Origin of the sequence: Streptomyces sp. NBC_01314 (genome assembly GCF_041435215.1) — a bacterium.
In the GTDB taxonomy this organism is placed as follows: Bacteria; Actinomycetota; Actinomycetes; order Streptomycetales; family Streptomycetaceae; genus Streptomyces.
Genome location: NZ_CP108394.1, coordinates 883,605 through 903,676 on the forward strand (window position 1 = coordinate 883,605; position 20,072 = coordinate 903,676).

Annotated in this window: 17 protein-coding genes and 1 pseudogene; 6 read left to right on the plus strand and 12 right to left on the minus strand. The window is 71.6% G+C overall.

Translation table 11 applies throughout. The features are described 5' to 3' along the window. Nucleotides 1-2 precede the first annotated feature (2 nt). The 6 genes from OG622_RS04015 to OG622_RS04040 all read right to left on the minus strand — a co-directional run bounded on the left by OG622_RS04015 (nucleotide 3) and on the right by OG622_RS04040 (nucleotide 6,916). The gene (locus OG622_RS04015; protein WP_371573338.1) at nucleotides 3-1,754 is read right to left on the minus strand and encodes a hypothetical protein; all 1,752 of its coding nucleotides are present in this window, start codon (nucleotides 1,752-1,754) and stop codon (nucleotides 3-5) included. A 47-nt stretch (nucleotides 1,755-1,801) separates the two neighbouring features. Next, the gene (locus tag OG622_RS04020) at nucleotides 1,802-2,044 is read right to left on the minus strand and encodes an ammosamide/lymphostin RiPP family protein (RefSeq protein WP_371573339.1); all 243 of its coding nucleotides are present in this window, start codon (nucleotides 2,042-2,044) and stop codon (nucleotides 1,802-1,804) included. Between the two features lie 182 nt (nucleotides 2,045-2,226). Beyond that, the gene (locus OG622_RS04025) at nucleotides 2,227-2,886 is read right to left on the minus strand and encodes an NADPH-dependent FMN reductase (protein ID WP_371573342.1); all 660 of its coding nucleotides are present in this window, start codon (nucleotides 2,884-2,886) and stop codon (nucleotides 2,227-2,229) included. Between the two features lie 24 nt (nucleotides 2,887-2,910). Beyond that, nucleotides 2,911-3,747: a BTAD domain-containing putative transcriptional regulator gene (locus tag OG622_RS04030; protein ID WP_371583993.1), complete on the minus strand. Its 837-nt coding sequence runs from the start codon at nucleotides 3,745-3,747 to the stop codon at nucleotides 2,911-2,913. Between the two features lie 433 nt (nucleotides 3,748-4,180). Then, complete coding sequence (locus tag OG622_RS04035; protein ID WP_371573343.1) at nucleotides 4,181-4,909, minus strand: IclR family transcriptional regulator; 729 nt, start codon at nucleotides 4,907-4,909, stop codon at nucleotides 4,181-4,183. A 537-nt stretch (nucleotides 4,910-5,446) separates the two neighbouring features. Continuing rightward, entirely contained in the window at nucleotides 5,447-6,916 is a 1,470-nt protein-coding gene (locus tag OG622_RS04040) for an MFS transporter (RefSeq protein WP_371573345.1), read from the minus strand. 89 nt (nucleotides 6,917-7,005) lie between these two features. Here OG622_RS04040 and OG622_RS04045 point away from each other — a divergent pair, with 89 nt between their 5' ends. Beyond that, the gene (locus OG622_RS04045) at nucleotides 7,006-7,632 is read left to right on the plus strand and encodes a TetR/AcrR family transcriptional regulator (RefSeq protein ID WP_371573348.1); all 627 of its coding nucleotides are present in this window, start codon (nucleotides 7,006-7,008) and stop codon (nucleotides 7,630-7,632) included. A gap of 350 nt (nucleotides 7,633-7,982) precedes the next feature. On the opposite strand, the gene OG622_RS04050 is transcribed toward OG622_RS04045, so the two are convergent. From OG622_RS04050 to OG622_RS04075, 6 genes are all read right to left on the minus strand, one after another. After that, nucleotides 7,983-8,522, minus strand: coding sequence for a helix-turn-helix domain-containing protein (locus tag OG622_RS04050; RefSeq protein WP_371573350.1), 540 nt, complete (start codon nucleotides 8,520-8,522; stop codon nucleotides 7,983-7,985). A gap of 39 nt (nucleotides 8,523-8,561) precedes the next feature. Beyond that, nucleotides 8,562-9,740, minus strand: a complete 1,179-nt coding sequence (locus tag OG622_RS04055) for a Cmx/CmrA family chloramphenicol efflux MFS transporter (protein ID WP_371573352.1) — start codon at nucleotides 9,738-9,740, stop codon at nucleotides 8,562-8,564. 679 nt (nucleotides 9,741-10,419) lie between these two features. Then, a complete protein-coding gene (locus OG622_RS04060) occupies nucleotides 10,420-11,424 on the minus strand; it encodes a DUF5914 domain-containing protein (RefSeq protein ID WP_371573353.1) in 1,005 nt (334 codons plus the stop codon). Continuing rightward, on the minus strand, nucleotides 11,421-12,467 hold the full coding sequence (locus OG622_RS04065; RefSeq protein WP_371573355.1) for a phytoene/squalene synthase family protein: 1,047 nt from the start codon (nucleotides 12,465-12,467) through the stop codon (nucleotides 11,421-11,423). Before OG622_RS04065 ends, OG622_RS04060 begins: the two co-directional genes overlap by 4 nt. After that, a complete protein-coding gene (gene crtI, locus OG622_RS04070) occupies nucleotides 12,464-14,008 on the minus strand; it encodes a phytoene desaturase family protein (RefSeq protein ID WP_371573357.1) in 1,545 nt (514 codons plus the stop codon). The genes OG622_RS04065 and crtI overlap by 4 nt, the downstream gene beginning before the upstream one ends. Beyond that, nucleotides 14,005-15,339 (minus strand): polyprenyl synthetase family protein, encoded by a 1,335-nt coding sequence (locus tag OG622_RS04075; protein WP_371573358.1) that lies wholly within the window; start codon nucleotides 15,337-15,339, stop codon nucleotides 14,005-14,007. Before OG622_RS04075 ends, crtI begins: the two co-directional genes overlap by 4 nt. Before the next feature lie 307 nt (nucleotides 15,340-15,646). Between OG622_RS04075 and OG622_RS04080 the strand changes: the two are divergent. From OG622_RS04080 to OG622_RS04100, 5 genes and pseudogenes are all read left to right on the plus strand, one after another. Beyond that, nucleotides 15,647-15,757, plus strand: a pseudogene (locus OG622_RS04080) (RNA polymerase subunit sigma-24); the annotation flags it as partial. Between the two features lie 482 nt (nucleotides 15,758-16,239). Further along, complete coding sequence (locus tag OG622_RS04085) at nucleotides 16,240-17,475, plus strand: lycopene cyclase family protein (protein WP_371573360.1); 1,236 nt, start codon at nucleotides 16,240-16,242, stop codon at nucleotides 17,473-17,475. Beyond that, nucleotides 17,472-17,609 carry a hypothetical protein gene (locus OG622_RS04090; RefSeq protein WP_371573362.1) on the plus strand — a complete coding sequence of 46 codons (138 nt, stop codon included), beginning with the start codon at nucleotides 17,472-17,474 and terminating at the stop codon, nucleotides 17,607-17,609. The genes OG622_RS04085 and OG622_RS04090 overlap by 4 nt, the downstream gene beginning before the upstream one ends. Then, nucleotides 17,606-18,334 (plus strand): methyltransferase domain-containing protein, encoded by a 729-nt coding sequence (locus OG622_RS04095; protein ID WP_371573364.1) that lies wholly within the window; start codon nucleotides 17,606-17,608, stop codon nucleotides 18,332-18,334. Before OG622_RS04090 ends, OG622_RS04095 begins: the two co-directional genes overlap by 4 nt. Continuing rightward, nucleotides 18,331-19,884: an FAD-dependent oxidoreductase gene (locus OG622_RS04100; protein ID WP_371573366.1), complete on the plus strand. Its 1,554-nt coding sequence runs from the start codon at nucleotides 18,331-18,333 to the stop codon at nucleotides 19,882-19,884. The genes OG622_RS04095 and OG622_RS04100 overlap by 4 nt, the downstream gene beginning before the upstream one ends. The last annotated feature ends 188 nt before the right edge of the window (nucleotides 19,885-20,072 follow it).

Genomic DNA, 20,072 nt, shown 5'->3' on the forward strand with positions numbered 1-20,072 from the left:
GCTCAGTCCTGAAAGTTGATCAGGTCGAAGGGACGGTTGAGCTTGGTGCGGGGCATGGGCAGCAGCCCGGCCGGCTCGGTCCCCTCTCTGACGGCCTTGGCGAGCGTGTCCGCGTCACCGGGACGGGTGAGGCTCAGCGCGGCGTGTTCCTCCGCGGACCGGGCAGCGGCTGCCGAACCCGTCGCCAGGAACCGTCCGGCCTGCGCCTGTGCGATCCGGTAGGGGTCACCGAGCTGGACGGCTGTCGCCTCGGCCCGCGCGTACTGCTCGTCGGCGGCCTCGCGGTCACCGGCCGAGGCGTGCAGCGTGCCCAGTTCCAGCCGTACCTCGGTCTCGTGGAAGAGGTCGTCCAGCCCGTGGGCGTTGAACAGTGTGGTGTCGAGGTCGGCGAGAGCCGCGTCGCGTTCCCCGACCAGCAGTCGCAGCCCGGCGCTGCGGTAGGCGTGGTGCTTGGCGAACCCGGCGTTCGAGGCCCCGGTGGCCTGCTTGAACTTCTCCCACGTCTGCAGGGCCGAGCTGTGCTTGCCGGCCTTCTCCTGGAGCACGCTGATGTTCGAGTAGAGGTTGATCCGCAGATGTGCGGAGCTGGCGTCGGTCAGGCCGGCCATGCAGGCCAGCGCCTGCTTCTCGTGCTCGAACGCGGCGCCCAGACGTCGCTCGGCGAACAGAGTGAGCCCGCGCAGGTTGTGCAGCCACCCCCGCTCGCGGCGCACGCTCTCGGCCTCGTCGGGACGTTCCTCGACCGCCGCGAAGCCCTGTTCGACCTCCGCGACCGCCTCGGCCAGCCGCTGCTTGCGCTTGGAGAGGGTCAGCGCCGAGTAGAGATGGGACTGGGCTCGGATCTCCGGGGAGAGGCCGGGCGCGTCCTCCCGCATGGCGCGGAAGAACGCGAGGGCGCTGTCCTGGTCCCCGCGGAATCCGGCCTGGATGCCGAGCACCTTCAGCAGGAATCCTCTGACATCGGACGGACCGCGCAGGATCGCGGTCTCGAACTCGATGGCGTGGACGAGTTCGCCCTCCCGCTCGGCCTTCCCGAGCAGTTCGGGGATCTTCGCCTCGGGAATGCCGGACAGCAGCCGGACCGCCTCGTCGGCGACGACCGCCATGCCCTCCCAGTTCGCGGAGAAGAACGCCTCGCGGCTGTACGCCAGGGCGGCAGCCACCCGGTCCACGGCGGAACTCTGCTCGTCCCGAGCCCTCAGATAGAGCCGGCCCTCCTCCGAGACCGGCACGAACGGAGTGGCGGGCCGGTCCGGCAGGCCGGGCGGCAAGTCCCCGTCGGCGAGGGGCAATCCCATCCGGCGCAGGCAGCGCAGTCGTTCCCGGTCGTAGTCGGCATGACCGACAACCGGGGTGCGCACCGCTTCCGGAGCGTCGAGCAGGAGAGCGGCACCGGGTGCGACCCGCGCGTGCTCCACGGCCCGCATGAAGCCGCGCAGCGAGGAGAGGTCCGTCCCGCCGACACCGCTGACGAGCAGCGGCCGGCCGAGTTCGGCGGTCGCAGCGCACAGGGCGGCGGCGGCCACCGACAGCACGCGGTACACCTGCTCGCTCTCGCGGTGCAGCCGGCGCTCGGAGGGAGCGAGGGCGATCTCCTCCAGCGGTGTCGTGCCGGGCGAGGCCTGTGCGGGGAACAGCTCGGCCCACTCGGACGCGTGACGGACGGGCAGGTCGCCGAAGGACGCGCCCTCGGAACGCAGCGCCTCCAGGCTCTCCCGAAGCCCGGAGTAGGAGGCTGCGGGCCCTGTGTTCACATCGACTCGGACGACGTTCCCGTGAGCGGTGCTCGAACCCGCCGCGTTCACCATCGGGCGGACACGTTCGCGGCGAGGGCCAGGGGAGCGATCTTGTTCTCGACCTCGTCGAGGTCGAAGTCCACGTCGTCGAGGTCGTCGAGGTTGTCGAGACCTTCGAGCTCGGTGTCGTCCTCGGTGTCCGCCGTGACGACCGTGACCTCGCCCTCGGGGGCTGCGGGGGACTCGGCGGTCGTCGCCGTGTCGGTCTGCGTGGGGTCGGCCTGTGTGAGCTCGGTGATGCCTTCCATGGGGTTCTCCGTTTCGGGTCTCTCAGCGGGAGACCGGATGAATGACGTCAGGGCAGACGGGCAGGACTCGCCAAGCCGCCGCGTGCCGGGGCACGGCGACGCGGACGGCTCGCGGTGAGGGAGGGGGGAGTGAAGGGAGAGGGAGGGGGGTGTGAACGACGGCGGTGGCGCGCCTTCGCGCGTCAGTACGCGGCGGCGCGCACTCGTAGGAAGTCGACGACCTGACCGCCCATCGTGGCCAGTTGGGCCGTGACGCGCGGGTCGGTACTGTTCCCGTCGGGCGCGAGCGAAGTCGTCTCGGTGTTGACCGTGACGCCGAGCGGAGTGGGCCAGCCCCGCAGCGCGTGCACGACGGCGCGGAGGCCTGAGAGGGCCGAGGCGGCCTGCGGGCCGCGGGCGGTGACCACACAGCCGACCGCGCGGCCGTGCAGGTAGGGGCGGGAGTCCTCGCGGAGGTCCTCGATGTAGTCGAGGGCGTTCTTGACGAGGCCCGACACGCCGCCGTGGTAGGCAGGAGTGCCGATCACCAGTCCGTCCGCCCGCTTGATCGCGTCGATCAGTGCCCGTGCCTCCGGTGTCCGCCGCGTTTCCGCCGGGGAGAAGAGCGGCAGTTGCAGATCGGCGGCGCCGAAGAGGAGCGTCCTGGCCCCGGCCGCCCGGGCGGCCGAGAGTGCCGCCCCGACCGCGAGCTCCGTTGAGGACGAGGGACGGATTGTGCCGCCGATGCCGACGACGAGGGGGGCTGCGCTGTCGCCGGGGCCTCTGACTCGTTTCCCGGTGAGGGATCCGATGTCTCGTTCCGTCTCCAGCATGGAGCCACCAACCTTCCTGGCCGAGCGCATGCTTGAAACCTTAATCAGGAGGCGTTACGAGGCCGTTATGCGGACGGTGGCCGACTGCAGCCCAGCCCCCTTGGCTGCGGCCACAGCAGCTGGGCGTACGGTCGTGGTGGGCAGGCGGACCTCATGAGGCGGGGAACACGCCCCCGTGCGCATCATTCGCTCGAAAGCGCGGCGGGTGTCTTCGGTGATACCCACGTCGAGCTCCTCGGACAGCCGACGGCAGCACTGGTCGTACCAGGCCCTGGCTTGGCCCAACTGGCCCAGCTCGCCGTGGAGTTGGATCAGTGTTCGGTAGACGTTCTCCTGGTAGGGATCCACCTGCAGGGTCCGGCGGCACAGGGTGATCGCCTCGGACACGTCCTCCCGGCACAGCGCGTCCTCCAGCAGGTGGCCGAGTGCCGCCAGGACCAGGGACCGCGCCCACTCCTGCTGCTCTCGGACCCACTCGGCGTTCTGCCCGTGCATGAAGTCCCCGCTGTACAGCTGCTGGGCGCGGTGGAACCGGTCGAGCGCGGTGGACCTGTCGTTGCAGGCGGCGGCCCGCCGCCCCTCGCCGCAGAGCCTCTCGAACTCCTCGATGTCAAGCCACAGGTCATGGGCTCGCAGGGTGTATCCGCCGTTCTGGGAGACGATTTCGGCCGCCGGGCATTCGGCGTCCCCGGTGTCCGCGCCTCTGAGAATTTGGTCGACCGCGTGCTTGGCCACCCGTATGGAACTCGACTGCGGTGATCTGACCTTCTCGGGCCACAGGGCTTCGTGGAGTTCGTCACGGTCGACCGTACGGCCACGGTTGACGAGGAGATACAGGAAGAGGTCTCGTGCTTTGCCGGCTCGCCACCGAATGATCCGGCGCCCCTCCACACTCAAGGAGAAAGAGCCGAGGCAGTGCGCAACGATGCGGGCGGAAACAGCGGATGAAGGCAAGACAGCCCCTATTCTCGCTGGAACGAGACAGGCGTGCCCGCACCCATCCGGGAGGATGCTGCGGAAATGAGTGAGTCCGCTGGTCAGGCGGCCCATGGTGCACGTTTCTGTCGCTAGCTCCGGGCGGACGGCCGAGACGCTCCCCGGCCGATGCAGACACAGTCTTCATAGAAAAGTTATGAAGGCAACGCATCTTCTCAGTGGCTGGGAATGAAATGAGCCACCTTGCATATGCCATTCGGATTGCGACATCTCCCAGCAGTCAATACACGGCCCTGCGATTAAAGCCGAGCCCAGCGGGGAAGAAAGGACGCTTACGGCTGGTGAAGTACGTGGCACCTCCTTGGCAGAGGCGCCACGAAGTGAATACTCAGTAACTTTTGTACGACAGGGCGTCGGCGGCGCCCATCACCGCGTGTACCGCGCCGGGGACGTGGGCGCGACCCATCTCACCGGCCACACCCAGTGCCGCGAGGGGGCGCCCGTTCGTACCCCGGATGGCGGCGACGACCTCGGTGACCCCCGGGTTCAGCTTGCCCTCGACCACGATGTGCCCGGTGCGCTCCGCGCGTTCCACGATGTTGTCCGGCCAGGCACGCTCGACGGGCTCGGCGATGAGGGTGCGCGCCTCCGGGTTCTGGGCCTGGGCCGGCAGGAGCAGTCCCATGCCGCAGCCGCCCAGCGGTATCCGGTCGCCGGGACCGGGGAGTGCGGCGATGTGCACCTGGCCGGGCAACACCTCCAGCAGCACTATCTCGTCGGCGTCCCGCATGCCCAGCAGCACGGCGGCACGGGTACGGACGGACAGCCTGAGCATGTGGGGCAGGGCCGCGTGGCGGAGATTGGCGAGAGGCGCCCCGGACACCGCCTCCCACAGCCGCAGGCCGATGCAGTACTCGCCCCCGCCCCGGCGCTCCAGCGCGCCCAAGGCCACCAGCTTCGTCATCAGGCGGTAGGTGGTCGCGACCGGCAGCCCCGAGCGCCTGCACAGTTCGTTCGCCGTGAGCGTCGAGTTGCCTCGGTCGAACGCCATGAGGATGCGCATGGTCCGGGCGGTGATCGAGCGGTCTTCTTCCGAGGACGTGAATAAGGAGGACATCCCTGCTGGTCCTTTCAGGAATGCGCGTACGGGTGCGGTCGCGACGCGCCGGGACGACGGAGGACGGGGGTGGGGCTACGGATCGCCGACCGCCGCCGCGTGGGGCATCCTCCGCCCGCGGGCTGAGGCTTGCGCAGGGATCGGAGAGGACAAGGGGATCGTGTCGTACCGAATGCGGTCGGCTGACGGTCGATTCCGCCGGTCGGCGTCTCGGTTCCTGAGCCGCACCGCGGGCGGTCGGCGGCGGACTACGGATCAAGGAGGTTCTCTCGAAGTTCGAATCCTCCACCAGAAAGCACCGACACGATAATCGTTTCCACGGCTGGAACATGGCACAAGGACACCACAAAAAACCAGGTTCTGGCCCGAGTTCCGGATGCCGGCGGGGCATCGGCCTCGATACCCCGGGGCGACAGACCGAGCAGGCCAGAGCATCGCGAACCGCGTCAGCACAGCAATCTCGAACTCGGTGGCCCGGCACCCGGGTTCGGCCTCCGCGGCCGCGACCCCGCCCCGGAGGCCGACACTTCACGCTGGTCACATGACAGCCGGAGCCGGAACGTCGTCGCTCGCCGAGCGGTCCGACCCGGGGACCGCGAGGAGCGTGATCAGTAACCCGAGCAGGGCGAAGCCCGCGCCCACGGCGAAGGCCAGCCGGAAGCCCTCGGTGGTGGCGCTCGCCACGGCGGCCTCGTCGGGACGGCGGCCCGCCATCAGCTCCGAGATACGGGAGTTGGCGACCGAGGAGAGCACCGCCAGTCCGAGGGCACCGCCGATCTGCTGGGTGGTGTTGATGAGCCCCGAGGCCAGTCCCGACTCCTGCGGGGTCACACCGGACACGGCGACGATCGTGACCGGTACGAACGAGAAGCCCAGCCCCAGGGCCGTGACCACCGACGGCAGCAGTACATCACCGACGAACGTACCGTCCGGTGTGATCCGGGTGAACAGCAGCAGACCCACCGTGGTCAGCGCCAGCCCTCCGAGAAGGACCGGCTTCGGGCCCGTCCTCGTCACCAGTTGGGAAGCGACACCTGCAGCGATGATGGACGCGGCCGAGAAGGGGAGGTAGGACAGCCCGGCCTCCAACGCGGAGAAACCCAGGACCACTTGGAGGTAGAGGGAGATGAAGAAGAACATCGAGAGCAGCGCGGCGCCCACGAGCAGGGAGACGCCGTTGGCGCTGGAGACATTGCGGTTGCCGAAGATCCTCAGCGGCATCACAGGATGGGCGACGAAGCGCAGTTCCACCAGGACGAACGCGCCGAGCAACACGGCGGACAGGACGAGCATGCCGATGGTCCTGGTCGAGCCCCATCCCGCCTGTTCCGCGTCGACGAGGGCGTAGACGAGGACGCTGAGGCCGACGGTGACCAGTGCGGCACCGGCGATGTCCAGGCTCGTCCGTTCATGGGCCCGGCTCTCCCGGACGAACTTCGGCGCGAGGAAGGCGGCGGCCACACCGATCGGTACGTTGACGAACATCACCCATTCCCAGCCCGCCCATTCGGTGAGCACACCGCCGAGCAGGACACCGATCGCCCCGCCCGCTCCGGCGAGGGCGCCCCAGATGCCGAGGGCCTTGTTGCGTTCGGCGCCCTCCGTGAACGTCGTCGTGACGATCGAGAGCGCGGCCGGAGCGATGATCGCGGCACCGAGGCCTTGCCCGACCCGCGCGGCGATGAGCCAGCCGGCCGTCGGGGCCAAACCGCCCACGAGAGAGGCCACGGAGAAGAGGGCGAGACCGGTGACGAAGACCCGGCGGCGCCCGAACAGGTCGGCGATCCTGCCGCCGAGCAGCAGAAACCCTCCGAAGGCTAGGGCATAGGCGTTGACGATCCACTGGACGTTGGAATCGCTGAAGTGCAGATCCCGCTGGACCGATGGCAGGGCGACGTTCACGATCGAGGCGTCCAGGACCACCATCAGCTGCGCGGCGGCCAGGATCGCCAGTGCCTTCCACCGCAAGGGGTCGGGAGATAACGGTCGTTCGGAGGGCGTGGCCATGGGGGGAGTCCGCTCCTGAGGGTGAGGTAAACTAGAAAACGGAATCGGACGTCCGATTCCGCATGGACGATACGGAGGCGCGGTTCCCCTTGTCAAACACCACCCACACCCCTGCCGCACCCGGCCGGCCCGAAGGCGGAAGGCTTCGCGCGGACGCCGCCCGCAATCGACTCAAGGTGCTTGAGGCGGCGCGCATCGCCTTCGCCGAAACCGGACACGACGCGCAGATGAGCGACATCGCCCGGCGCGCGGGGGTGGGAGTCGGAACGGTCTACCGGCACTTCCCGACCAAGGAGTCCCTGGCGCAGGCGATCGTGGAGCATCGCTTCCAGCAGGTCGTGCTGTTCCTGCGCACCGAGGTGCTACCCGACCCCGATCCTTGGAACGGCATCGTCCGCTCCTTCGAGTACTGCGCCACGATGCAGGAACTGGACCGCGGCCACATCGAGACCGTCACCGTCATGGTCGGCGGCAACAAGTTCGACGAGCGGGCGATCGCCGAGCTCAACGAACTCACCGAAACGGTGCTCAGGCGCGCCCAGGCAGAGGGCTCGGTCCGCCCGGACCTCACCGCGGCCGACATGTCACCGCTCTACATCGGTCTCGCCCAGGTCGTACTGGCCGGCGTCATCGACTGGAGGCGCTACCTCGACATCCTCCTCGACGGCATCCGTCCACGCCGGGACGGGTGTTCCGAGACGAGGGGCCAGTCCTGATCGTCGAAACGGCGGTCGTTGACCGTGCGGTACAGGCTGAGGGTGCCGAGCACGCCGCGCCGGGCCACCAGCGGATCGGAGATGAGTCCTGGCCCAGGTCCCGCCCGGGTGGTTCCGCCGCCCCGGTCGCAGGCCGGATGTCCGGGAGGGCGTGTGTTGCCGCCCTCGGGGCTGCCGGCGCCGAAGGCGAGATGCCGGCGGGCATTGGCCCGTTCGGACACATCCGTTCCGGCTCCGGAACGCCTCCGGATCGGATCCGCCGCCCTTGAGCACCAGCAACAACGGTTCCTCGGCCGGCAGTTGCGCCCAGCCCGGCCGAGTTGCCTGCGCGGTCACCCGGCGCCAGGTGGTCACCGGCGGCTCGCGCCGCAGGACCTCCTCCACTCACGCCTCGGCCAGACCTGCGTGACCCACCGCTGCGGTTCCGGGGCCGGTTCGGTCGCACCGGTGGTGCCGGGGCGGACGACCACGTACGCCTCCAGTGCGGGCGCCGGTTGGTGGATCCGTCGGGTCGAGGAACCGGCGGCGGTCGATCGCCCAGGGGCGCCGGCCACCAGCCACGGTGCGTTCGCTGATCCGCATGCCCCGTTCGCGAGTTCGAGCACGGTCGCGCGGGCGGACCACCTGTTGACCACCTGTTGACCACCTGTTGACCACCTGTTGTCCCACCGCAGTCGCTCGGTCCGTTCGAAGACGTCGGGCGGGGTCCGGGTCGGTGCGGCCGGGCTGCGGGACGCTTGAGGGGTCTCGCAGCCGGCCTCGCCGTACTGGTCGTAGCGGTTCTTCCACGTGGACAGGCGGGCGCGGGAGACGCCGGCCTCGGCGGCCACGTGGGCGATCGGACGGCTGCGGCGGCGTTCGATGCGCCATGAACCTTCGGCGTCCCTCAATGTTTCGAGGGGGCGATGTTCAGGGGGTGTTCGCCTGCCTCACCGGAGCACTTCAGCGCTTGGGCCGGCCGCGACCACGGTACGGAAGGGGAACGCGATGAGCAGGGTGATCGTGACCAGGAGCCCGCTCGCCCACAGCGGCCCCAGGTTCCCGACCGCGGTGCTCAGGGTGGTCGCGGCGATGAGCGGGCCGACGGCGGCGCCGACGTTGAGTGCCGCCGTCGCGTAGGACCCGGCCATGGTGGGCGCTTCCGCGGCCTCGTAGAGGACCCGTGTGATCAGGGTGCTGCCCAGCGCGAACGACAGGGCGCCCTGCACGAACACGAGGGCGAGCAGGGCGACCGGCTCGTCGGCGAGCACCGCAAGGGCCGGCCAGCCGATGAGCAGCAGCGGACCGCCGACCGCGATGACCAGGCCGGGACGCTGGTCGGACAGCCGGCCGGCGACGGCGACCCCGGTGAAGGAACCGACGCCGAAAAGCACCAGAACGACAGAGATCCACAGTTCGCTCAGCCCGGCGGTGCCGGTCACGACGGGGGCGAGGAAGGTGAAGCTTCCGAACGTGGCCGCGTTCACCAGCGCGCCGAGCAGCATCACCAGAAGCAATGGCGGCCTTGTGAGCCGGGCGAGCTCCGCTCGCAGGACTGGCCCGCCAGTCGCCTCTTCCTTCGCACCTCCCGCCGGGATCGCCTTCAGGATGCCGAGAGCCGCGGGCAGGCAGAGAGCGGCGACGGCCCAGAACGTGGCCCGCCAGCCGAACACCGTGCCGAGTACCGACCCGCCTGGGACACCGGCGATCGTGGCCACCGTCGTGCCTGACAGCAGAACGGCCAGCGCACGTCCCTTCCTGTCGGATGAGACCAGCGTGGCGGCAACCGTCAGAGCGACGGCGAGGAACCCCGCGTTCGCGAGCGCGGCGACGACCCGGGTGGCGAACAGGACCGGGAAGCTGGTGGTGATGGCGCCCACCGTATGAGCCGCCGCGAAGGTGAGAATGAACCAGAGAAGGCTGGAGCGCCTGGGCCAGTTGCGGGCAAGCGCGGCCACAAGGGGAGCACCGACGACCATGCCGACCGCGAAGGCCGAGGTGAGCGTGCCTGCTGTCCCGACTGTCACATCGAGATCTGAGGCGATGTCCGGCAGCAGGCCGGCGAGCATGAACTCCGAGGTGCTCATGGCGAAGACCGCCATGGCAAGCAGATACAGCGGGAGAGGCATCGAGTGGCTCCGAGGTGAGGAGAAGCACGAGAGGGTCATCTCGTCACCGCGGCCAGCCCCAGGCGCATACTCGCCCGACCGCGGAATGCGGCGCGACGACAGGGCTACGAGCTCAGTGGCTCAGGGGGCTGACGGCGTGACCGAAAGCCCCCACCTCGTCCGACTCAGGACTCGACATGGCCCGCACGGTACCCGACTGATCCCGTCGAGGCACCTTGGTTTCTACCGGCACTGGCCTGTGTCACCAACGGCATGTCCCGCAACGACCAACGCTCGGCGGGCTTTCCTCGCCGTACAACCAGTCCTCCCAGATCCCGTCGCAGGTCGCTCTCCGGCGCCGTTTCCTCCACGTACGTCGTGAACGCGGCGGCGCCCGCGTCGCCGTGGCGGAAGGCGGGAATGCCGCGGCCGCCCGCGCGCATCCGTTCGGCAAAGCGCGGCCTCGTCCATCGCGAGCGCCGCCAAACCGACCAGCGAGGCGCCGTCGTGGTCATCACATCTGGTGGCCGGTGCGGCCAGGTGCTCGGCGGGGCCCTGACTCGGCGGCTGTGCGACTGAGCGGCGCCCACGTGGCCGTAACCGACCCTGACCCGGCTGTACCGGCCCTGGGGTCGCCGGAGTCTGCGCCGGGCTCCGGCCCGGACGTTCGACGCCGATGCCGGCTCGGGACCGGAGCGGGTCAGTAGGGCAGGCGACCTGTGGAGCGCAGGTGCCAGCGCCGTTCCGCGTAGGCGAGGTCGTCGCGCCACAGTCGGCCCGCGGCAGCCCGCATGAGCGGCCGCAGCAGCGGAGCCGCCTTGCGTGCCACGGCGAAACCGGGCCGGTCCGACGCCGCCACGACGGCCTCCACCACCGCCGTCCGGGGTCTGCCCCGGTCGTCGGGAGCGAGCGGCGTCGCGTGGGACTCCACGACCGAACCCAGGCCCTCGCCCTCGGTGATGCGCATGACGACCGTACGCGGCTCGGGCGCGGTGAACACCGCCCGCACCGGCACGACGAGCCGCCCGGCGAGTCTGAAGGACACGTCGACGACGAAACCGTCCTCCTCCCCCGCGGGCGTGTCGACCGCGGTGAGGTCGACGAAGGAGTACGGGTGGAGCCAGGCGCCGTGCCACGGGTCGAGCCGGTTGGCGACCACGTCCTCCGGCTCGCAGGTGCCGACCCCCACATAGACCGCCGACACCGACGCCGCACGGGCCGGCCGCACCGGCACGACCGGTGCCGCGAGCGGCGGCTCGCCGCCCACGTCGTCGAGCCGCACCCACACCAGCACGCCGTCGTCGTGGGCGGGCAAGGGCTCCCAGCCCGCGAACGAGTTCCCGGTCAGGGCGAGTCCGTGCCAGTGGCAGACGAGCGTGCCGCAGCGCACGGGGCTGTCCTTCAGCGGCGCGCCCAGATGGGGGCAGACGCCGGGGCCGGCGACCAGTCGGCCGTCCGCGTCGCGCCAGACGACCACCTCCCGACCGGAGACCGTTCGGGCCAGGGGACGATCGTCCCGGATGTCCCGAGTCGCGCCGACGACGTACCAGTTGCCCGACGGACGTGCCTGCGCGCGCTTGAGGGCGCGGGCGATCACGGCCGGGCGGGCCTCGTGCCAGGTGGGCCGCTGTCGTTCCCAGGCCACCGGGCTGCGGTTCAGGGACAGGGGATACCGTCCGCGGCGGACGGGACGCCGAGGGCTCACGCGACCTCCTCGCGCAGCGGGTCCGGTGAGGCGGTGACGCCGTCCGGCAGATGTCCGGCGGCGGGCCGTGCGGCCCTCGCCGTCGGCGTTGCCGTCCGCCGTGCCCCGGCGTGCACCGCGGCCCGTGCCGCCGTCAGGCGTACGAGCCCGTCGACGGTGACCGCCGCACGCCGCCGCCGGGGGACCACGGCACGCCGGTGCAGCACCGCGTACCCGTCGTGGGCGACGGAGTCCAGGATGCCCCCGTACAGCACGAACGCCGTGCGGATGCAGGGACGTGCCACGGGGTCGAGCATGGCGAGGCCGGGAGCGGCTTCGCGGTAGACACCGCGGGTGAGGTCCTCGAAGGCCCGCAACGCCTGGGTGATCCGCCGGTCGCGGAGGCCTGTACGGCGGCTCCACGACAGCAACTCCCGGTCCACGCCGTGCGCTCCCAGCAGGTCGGCGGGCAGGTAGAGGCGGCCACGGTCGAGGTCCTCGCCCACGTCGCGCAGGAAGTTGGTCAGCTGGAAGGCGAGCCCCAGGGCGGCCGCGTGCGGGGCGGCGTCCTCGCGCGGGACCACCGTTCCCAGGATCGGCAGCATCTGCAGCCCGATCACGGCGGCGGAGCCGTGCATGTAGGCGCGCAGGTCCTCGTAGGTCGGGTAGTCGGTGACGTCCAGATCGCTGCGCATGGACGCCATGAAGTCGCTGAAGTGCTGGTGGTCGATGGCGTACCGGCGGGCGGTGTCCGCGAGCGCGAGGACGACCGGCTCGGCGCTGTCGCCGTCGCGCAGGCCCCGTTCCAGGCGCGTGTGCAGGAGGGCGAGGTCCGCCGCGCGGCGGTGCTGCGGCACGCCCGTGTCCAGACGGTCGACGATGTCGTCGGCCCAGCGGGCGAAGCCGTAGAGCGCGTGCACGGCGGGGCGGCGTTCCACGGGCAGCAGCCGGGTGGCGAGGAAGTAGGTCCTGCCGTGCCTGGCGTTGAGGCGGCGGCAGCGCGTGTAGGCGTCGCGCAGTGCCGGCTCGGTGATGCCCGCCGCGTCGAGTTCGCGGGCGGTCATGGGGAGGTTCCTTCCGGTGCGGTCGGCGCGGTGCGCGGGCGCCTGGGGACGGGTGCCGCGTGCCGCCCGGTGATCCGGGCGGCGGCGAGCTTGCCGGACAGCAGGACGGTCGGCACGCCTACGCCCGGTGTGGTGCCACAGCCGGCGAGCACGGCGTTCGCGGTGCCGCGCACGAGGTTGCGTGGCCGGAACGGGCCGGTCTGCGCGAAGGTGTGGGCGGCCGAGAAGGGGGTGCCCGCCGCGTGCCCCCTGGCATGCCAGTCGGCCGGTGTGACCAGGGCCAGTTCCTCGACGGCGTCGGCGATACCGTCGAATCCGCGCCGTTCCAGTTCCCGCAGGATGCTGTCGCGGTAGCGCGGAGCCAGGTCGCCCCACGCGGCGGCGTCCGGTCCGATGTCGGTGTTCGGGCAGGGGGCGAGGATGTAGTGGAGGTGGCGGCCGGGCGGGGCGAGAGTCGGGTCCGTGGCGGTGGGGCGGGTGATCAGCAGCGACGGATCGCTCATCAGGCTGCCGGTGCGGGTGAGTTCCTCGAAGGTGCCCCGCCATGCGGCCCCGAAGGACAGCGTGTGGTGCGCGAGCCCGGGCCAGGTCCGGTCGGTGCCGGCGTGCAGGACGACGGCCGACGGCGAGTGCCTGATCCGCGACGGCCGACGCGGCGTGCGGCCGAGCAGGCCGTAGGCCACGGGCAGGTCCGGAGTGAGGACGACGGCGTCGCACGGGATGCGCTGCCGCGCGGTGACCACGGCGGTGACGCGGTCACCGGAGCGCTCCAGCCGGATGACCTCCTGCCCGAAACGCAGGTCGGCGCCCGCCTCGGCGGCGGCGTCCGCCATGGCCTGCGGCAGCGCGTGCATGCCGCCGCGGGGAAAGTAGACGCCGGCCACGGTGTCCATGTAGGCGATCACGGCGTACGCGGCGAGCGCCCGCGCCGGCGGTACCCCGGCGTAGAGCGCCTGGAAGGAGAAGACGCGGCGCAGGCGTTCGTCGCGGAGGTGGCGGGCGATGCGCGCGTCCAGCCGCCCGAAGCCGCCCAGCGCGGCGAGCCGGGCGAGGTCCGGGGTGAACAGTTGGAAGGGTGAGTCGAAGTTGGTGTCGATGAAGCGCCTCATCTGCGCCCGGTACAACTGCTCCAGCCAGCCGCGCAGCCGCCGGTAGCCCATGGCCTCCTCGGCACCCGCGAAGCGTTTGACCTCCGCTTCCATGGTCTCGGCGTCGGTGTGCACGTCGAGGCTGCTGCCGTCGGCGAACAGGGCCCGGTAGGCCGGGTGCAGGGGGACGAGTTCGACCCGGTCGCGCAGGTTCTCGCCGACCGCCGCGAAGGCCTCGTCCGCCAGTTCCGGCATGGTGAGCACGGTGGGGCCGGTGTCGATGCGGTAGCCGCCGCGTACCAGGCGGCCGGCGCGTCCGCCGGGCAACGCGTCACGCTCGACGAGGGTGACGCGGCGGCCGGCACCGAGCAGGTGCAGTGCGGCCGCCAGGCCGGAGAGTCCGGCACCGACGACCACGACGTGATCCGTGCGCCCGGGAACGGTCCTGGTCATCGGGTGGCCCCTTCGGCGCCCAGCGGGGGCGAGACCGGGGTGTCGTCCACGGGAGCGTGTGCGCCGCGGGAGGGCGGTGGCGTCGGCGCGCCGTCGGCCGTGGCGTGCAGCAGCTCCCGCAGTCGCAGGCGGCCCTCCGCTTCCAGCGGGGCGGACTCCAGATGGCGCAGGCCCCGGGCGACCAGCCGGTCGATCTTCGCCTCGACGATGTCGCGTGCACCGGTGCGGACGAGGACGTCGACGACCTCGGCGAGACCGTTCTCCGACAGATCGGCGTCGCCGAGCGAATTCCGCAGGAGGGTGAGGGCACGCCGGTCGCCGGCTGCCTCGGCGCGGGCCTGGGCCATGGCGACCAGATAGGTGGGCTTGCCCGCCCGGATGTCGCCCCCGGTGGGTTTGCCGGTGTGCCGCGGGCCACCGAAGACGTCGCCGAGGTCGTCCCGGAGCTGGAAGGCGATGCCGACGCAGCGGCCCGCCGAGCACAGGGCCTGGGTCCGCGCGGCGTCCGCGCCCGCCAGAGCCGCTCCGAGGGCCAGTGGACGCTCCACCGAGTACAGGGCGCTCTTCAGGCAGGCGGCGCGGATCGCGCGGGCCGGCGATCTGGACGACGTGGCCTGGCCCTGGATGTCCAGGTACTGCCCGGCCACCATCTCGGTGCGCATGGTGCTCCACAGCTCGCGGACGACGCGGTCGGTGGCCGGTGCCGTCCTGGTGGCCGCGACGATGTCGTCCGCCCATGCCAGGGCCAGATCGCCGGCGAGGATCGCCGCTCCCTCCCCGAAGCGCGCCCCGTGCGCCGGATCCATGCCCTCGGCGTACTGCGCGGCGATGTCGGCGTGCAGGGCGAGTCGTCCGCGACGCAGCCGGGAGCCGTCCATGACGTCGTCGTGGACCAGCGCGCAGGTCTGGATCAGTTCGAGCGCGGCGCCGATGCGCAGGGCGGCCTCCGCCTCGGCGGCCCCTCCACCGCACGCGCGCAGGGCCCACCACAGGAAGCGCGGACGCATGAGCCTGCCGCCGTCCAGGGCGAAACGCGCGACGCGCTCGGCCATATCCTCCGCGAACAGCGGGTCGAGGGCGGCGGCGCGTTCGGTGCGCTCCGACAGCAGGCCCTCCAGCACGCGTCGCACGGCCCCAGGGACGTCACCGTCGACGGCGTGCGGTTCGCCCGCGCCGGGCGGCGGATGCGAGGGGCCTTCCTGCTGCGTACCGGGGCAGGGGCTACGGCACCCGGGGCGCGGGTCGGCGCCCGCATGCTCCCGGCGCGGTGCCGCGCGGGATCCGGGCGGTGACGCAGCCGCGGGGTGATCCTTCGCGTCGCTCGGGCCCATCACGGTTCCTTCCGTCGCAAACACAGCGGTACCTGCCTCAACGCCTTCCGTGGCAGAGGTGCCCGCGGATGCGCCGGACGAGTGAAAAGGGTGCGGTCCGTTCACGGGCGGGGGCCATCCGTGCGACGGCGCGCCACCATCCGGCGCAAAGCGCTGCACAGACGATGCAAGTTGTCCCCTCTTCGCCCGTCCTCCCAAGGTGGAGGAGTGGCAGGAGCCGAGCGACGCGCTCCCGACACGGACGGAACGGGTGCCCCCGGGAAGCACGCCCGTCACCCCGCATGGCGCGACGGACACAGCCCGCACCGCCGAAGTCACCGGCTGGCCGCTGGGCACGGTCAAGAGCCATGCCCGACGCGGGCTGCAGCGGCTGAGCCGCTACCTCCAGGAGGAACGCGTCCAGGATCACTCGGCGTAATACGGTGCGGAATCAATGCGAAGCGGTGCGGTGCGGTACCTACGACGTGGGAGCGGGAGAGGAAGAGCGGGATCGGGAGAGGAAGAACTCGTACGCTGCCGCATCGCCGCCCTCCTGCCGCGCTGAATGTGCCGCTGCCCGCCCGGTTCCTCTCACCCCTTCGCGGGCCGGGCGTCGTGCGGGAGCTCCCCGACATGCGAGGCTGCACGCCGCATCCCAGGGGCAGCCGGAACTCATGCGCCACGCACCCCAAGTCCCCCGCACCGTCGAACCCGCACCTCCCGCCGCACGGCCGGAGCGACACCCTGGGACGCGGAGACGACCACGCCCCATCCACACCGCCGCCGCTCCCCCACACCCCCCACACGGCCGACAATCCGGTCGAGCCTGCATCCGCCCCGGTCCCCCGGGCGGAAAGCTGGCGAGAGGCCGACGGCTGCGCGCATTCCGCCGGCACGCATGGACAGGGGAGGGAGCCGCAGGTGCTGGAGGCTGACGTGGCCATCGTGGGCGCGGGAGCGGCCGGGCTGTCCCTCGCCCACCGGCTGTCACTCAGCGCCCCCGACAGCCCCCGCCTGTCAGTGATCCTGATGGACGCCCCACCCGGCCCGCTGCATCCCCCGAGCCGCACCTGGTGCTTCTGGGAGAAGGGGCCCGGTCCCTATGACACCGCCCTGAGCGCCGCCTGGCGGCGACTGCGGGTGCGTACTCCCGAGGGCCGGATCATCGAGGAGGACATCGCGCCCCTGACGTACAAGATGCTCCGCTCCGACGACTTCGAGGAACTCGTCACGCGCCGACTGGCCCGAAGCGACGAAGTCCGCCGCCTGGAGGCCGCGGTCGAAACAGTGAACGACATTGTTGGGGGTGCCGAGATCCACGCCCGGACCGGCCAGGGCGTCCCCGTGACCGTACGCGTCCGCTGGGTCTTCGACTCCCGGCCTCTCGGGAGCCTGCCTGCCGCCCGCACCACTCTCCTGCAGCACTTCCACGGCTGGTTCGTCCGCACCGAGCAACCGGTGTTCGATCGCGACACGGTGGAGTTCATGGACTTCCGGGTCCCGCAGCCGCCCGGCGGACTCGCCTTCGGCTATGTCCTGCCCACCGACAGCCGCCAGGCGCTCCTGGAGTACACCGAGTTCTCCGGTGCCGTCCTGTCCCACGACGCCTACGACACCGCGCTGCGCCACTACACCGGGGAGGTGCTGCGCCTCGGCGGCTTCGAGGTCGTCTCGACCGAGACCGGAGTGATCCCCATGACCGACGCGCGCTTCGACCGCCGGTCGGGGCCTTCGGTGTTCCGTATCGGTACGGCGGGCGGCGCCACACGGCCGTCCACGGGCTACACCTTCTCCGCGATCCAGCGGCAGACACGAGCAGTCGCCGCCGCGCTGCGGGCCGGCCGGCACCCGCTGCCTCCCCCCGCCCACAAGGCCCGCTCGCGCGCGATGGACGCGGTACTGCTGAGAGCCCTGGACAGCGGCCGGGTCGACGGCGCCGCGTTCTTCGCGCGGCTGTTCTCCCGGCTCCCGATGGAGCGGCTGCTGCGCTTCCTGGACGGTGAGACCCGCCTCCACGAGGACCTCGCCCTCGGCATCCACACGCCCGTGCTGCCGATGCTCCGCTCCGCCGCGGAACTGTCCTGGCTGCCCCGCAGGCCCGCCCCACGCCGCACCTTCGGCCAACCGTTCCCCGACCGTGATCCCGACCGCCCATGACCGGCACGGACCCCTTCGGGTACCCCGCCCCCGTACACCCGACCTGCGTGTACCCGACCTTCGTGCACCTGACTTCCATGCACCTGAGCTCCGTGCACCAGACCTGTGTGCACCCCACCGAGGAGACCCCGTGACGCTGCTCCGCGACGAGGATCTGGCCGCCGCGTTCGACCACGCCTCTCGTAGCTACGACACACTGGTGGCCGCCAACCCCGGCTACCACGCCCATCTGCGCCGCTCGGCGCGCCGCCTCGGCCTGCCCCGAGGTGGCGCCGGCCTGCGCGTCCTGGACCTCGGCTGCGGCACCGGCGCGTCCACCGCCGCGCTCTCCGCCGTTCTCCCCGGCGCCGAGATCACCGCGGTGGACGCCTCGGCAGGCATGCTGGAGCGGGCGGCCCGCAAACCCTGGCGCGACGGGGTGAGTTTCGTGCGCGCGCCCGCCGAACGTCTGGTGAAGGCCGGTGTGGAGGGGCCGTTCGACGCGGTGTTCGCGGCCTATCTCTTCCGGAACGTCACCGATCCCGACGCCGTCCTCTCGACGGTGCGCGACGTACTGGCGCCGCGGGGCCGCCTGGCGGTGCACGAGTACACCCTCAGCGGCCGAGCCACGCACCGCGCCGTGTGGACGGGGGTGTGCCGCGGCGTGGTCCTGCCCGTCGCCGCCATCCTCGGCGACGGTGGCCTGTACCGCCATCTGTGGCGCAGCGTGGTGGAGTTCGACACCGCGGACGCCTTCGCCGCCCGGGTCCGCTCCCACGGCTTCGAAGCCGTCAGGGTGCTGCCCCTGCCGGGATGGCAGACCGGCATCACGCACACGGTCGTCGCTCGTCGACCGGCCACCACCGAGGACGGCCGATGAGGGCTCCCCGGCGCACCGACCCGATGAGGCCCGGCAGGGACCGGCGGGCCCGCAGACTGGACGCCGTCCCGGGCGCCCCGCGCTGCACGGGCGGCCGTCCCCCGACCACCGCCGTCGTCGGGGGCGGCATCGCCGGACTGGCGGCCGCGACGGCCCTCGCCGAACGCGGCACGCGGGTCACGCTCTACGAACGGGAGCCGACCCTCGGCGGACGCCTGGCCGGCTGGCCGACCGTTCTGTCGGACGGCACCACCGTCACCATGAGCCGCGGCTTCCACGCGTTCTTCCGCCAGTACTACAACCTGCGCGGACTGCTGCGGCGCACCGACCCCGGTCTCACGCGTATGCGGGGGCTGCCTGACTATCCCCTACGGCACGTCGACGGCCTCGACGACAGTTTCCGGCACGTCCCGCGCACCCCGCCGTGGAGCGCGCTCGGATTCGTCGCCCTGAGTCCTGCCTTCGGCCTGCGGGACCTGTTCCGCATCAACCCGGTCGCCGCGCTGCCCCTTCTGGACGTCCGGGTCCCCGAGGTCCACACCCGTCTCGACGACGTCAGCGCCCGCGACTTCCTCGACGCGATCCGTTTCCCCGAGGCCGCACAGCACCTCGCGTTCGAGGTGTTCTCCCGCAGCTTCTTCGCCGACCCCCGCGAACTGTCCGCGGCCGAGATGGTACTCATGTTCCACATCTACTTTCTCGGCTCGGCGGAAGGGCTCCTGTTCGACGTACCCGTCGAACCCTTCCCCACCGCCCTGTGGGACCCCCTCGCGGACTACCTGCGCGGCCACGGAGCCGATCTGCGCGCCGGGACCCCGGTCGAGATGATCGAGCCCACGCCCGACGGCGGCTTCCTCGTCGCCGCCGGCCAGGAGGAACAACGTCACGACACCGTCGTCCTGGCCCTGGACACGGTCGGCCTCCGCTCCCTCGTCGGACGCTCCCCGCGGCTGGCCGACGCCGCGTGGCGCGAGCGGGTGGCGACCCTGCGCGGCGCGCCGCCGTTCCTGGTCTCACGCCTGTGGCTGGACCGCCCCGTCGCCGCCGACCGTCCCGGCTTCCTGGGCACCAGCGGCTACGGCACCCTCGACAACGTCAGCGTGCTCGACCGCTGGGAGGGCGAGGCGGCGCGCTGGGCCGCCCGCGCCGGCGGATCCGTCGTGGAACTGCACGCCTACGCCCTGCCCGACCGCTCGCCCCACGACGTCGAACAGAAGCATCTGCTGGAGCAGTTGCACCGCGTGTATCCCGAGACACGCGAGGCGACCGTGCTGGACGAACGGCACGAGTGGCGGGCCGACTGCCCGCTGTTCCCGGTCGGCGAGTACGACAGCCGCCCCACGGTTCGCACCAGCGACCCCGGACTGGTGGTGGCCGGGGACCTGGTCCGCACCGGCCTCCCGGTCGCCCTCATGGAGCGCGCGGCCACCAGCGGGTTCCTCGCCGCCAACGCGCTGCTCGAGCGGTGGGGAGTGGGCGGCCAGACGCTGTGGACCGTGCCCGACCGTGGCCGCGGCCCGCTGCTGCGCCGCCTCGCGCGACTCGGATGAGCCCGTGGGTGCCCGGGCAGTCGGCCAGGCCGCGTTCCGTACTTGTTCGCCTGACCGGCGTTCGGCACCGTGGATCACGCTGAGCTGCCGTTCCCGTGCCGCATGGGCGGTCCACCGGTGGGCACCCGCCAGGAACGACGTCGGTCAGGGCGCCCCGGGCCGTGCATGTCAGGGCACAGCCACCGTGC

Coding starts and splice junctions, on each gene's coding strand:
- OG622_RS04020 (WP_371573339.1), bottom strand. CDS start 2,044: ATGGAAGGCATCACCGAGCTCACACAGGCCGACCCCACGCAGACCGAC.
- OG622_RS04025 (WP_371573342.1), bottom strand. CDS start 2,886: ATGCGCTCGGCCAGGAAGGTTGGTGGCTCCATGCTGGAGACGGAACGA.
- OG622_RS04035 (WP_371573343.1), bottom strand. CDS start 4,909: ATGTCCTCCTTATTCACGTCCTCGGAAGAAGACCGCTCGATCACCGCC.
- OG622_RS04040 (WP_371573345.1), bottom strand. CDS start 6,916: ATGGCCACGCCCTCCGAACGACCGTTATCTCCCGACCCCTTGCGGTGG.
- OG622_RS04055 (WP_371573352.1), bottom strand. CDS start 9,740: ATGCCTCTCCCGCTGTATCTGCTTGCCATGGCGGTCTTCGCCATGAGC.
- OG622_RS04065 (WP_371573355.1), bottom strand. CDS start 12,467: ATGACCGCCCGCGAACTCGACGCGGCGGGCATCACCGAGCCGGCACTG.
- crtI (WP_371573357.1), bottom strand. CDS start 14,008: ATGACCAGGACCGTTCCCGGGCGCACGGATCACGTCGTGGTCGTCGGT.
- OG622_RS04075 (WP_371573358.1), bottom strand. CDS start 15,339: ATGGGCCCGAGCGACGCGAAGGATCACCCCGCGGCTGCGTCACCGCCC.
- OG622_RS04090 (WP_371573362.1), top strand. CDS start 17,472: ATGACCGGCACGGACCCCTTCGGGTACCCCGCCCCCGTACACCCGACC.
- OG622_RS04100 (WP_371573366.1), top strand. CDS start 18,331: ATGAGGGCTCCCCGGCGCACCGACCCGATGAGGCCCGGCAGGGACCGG.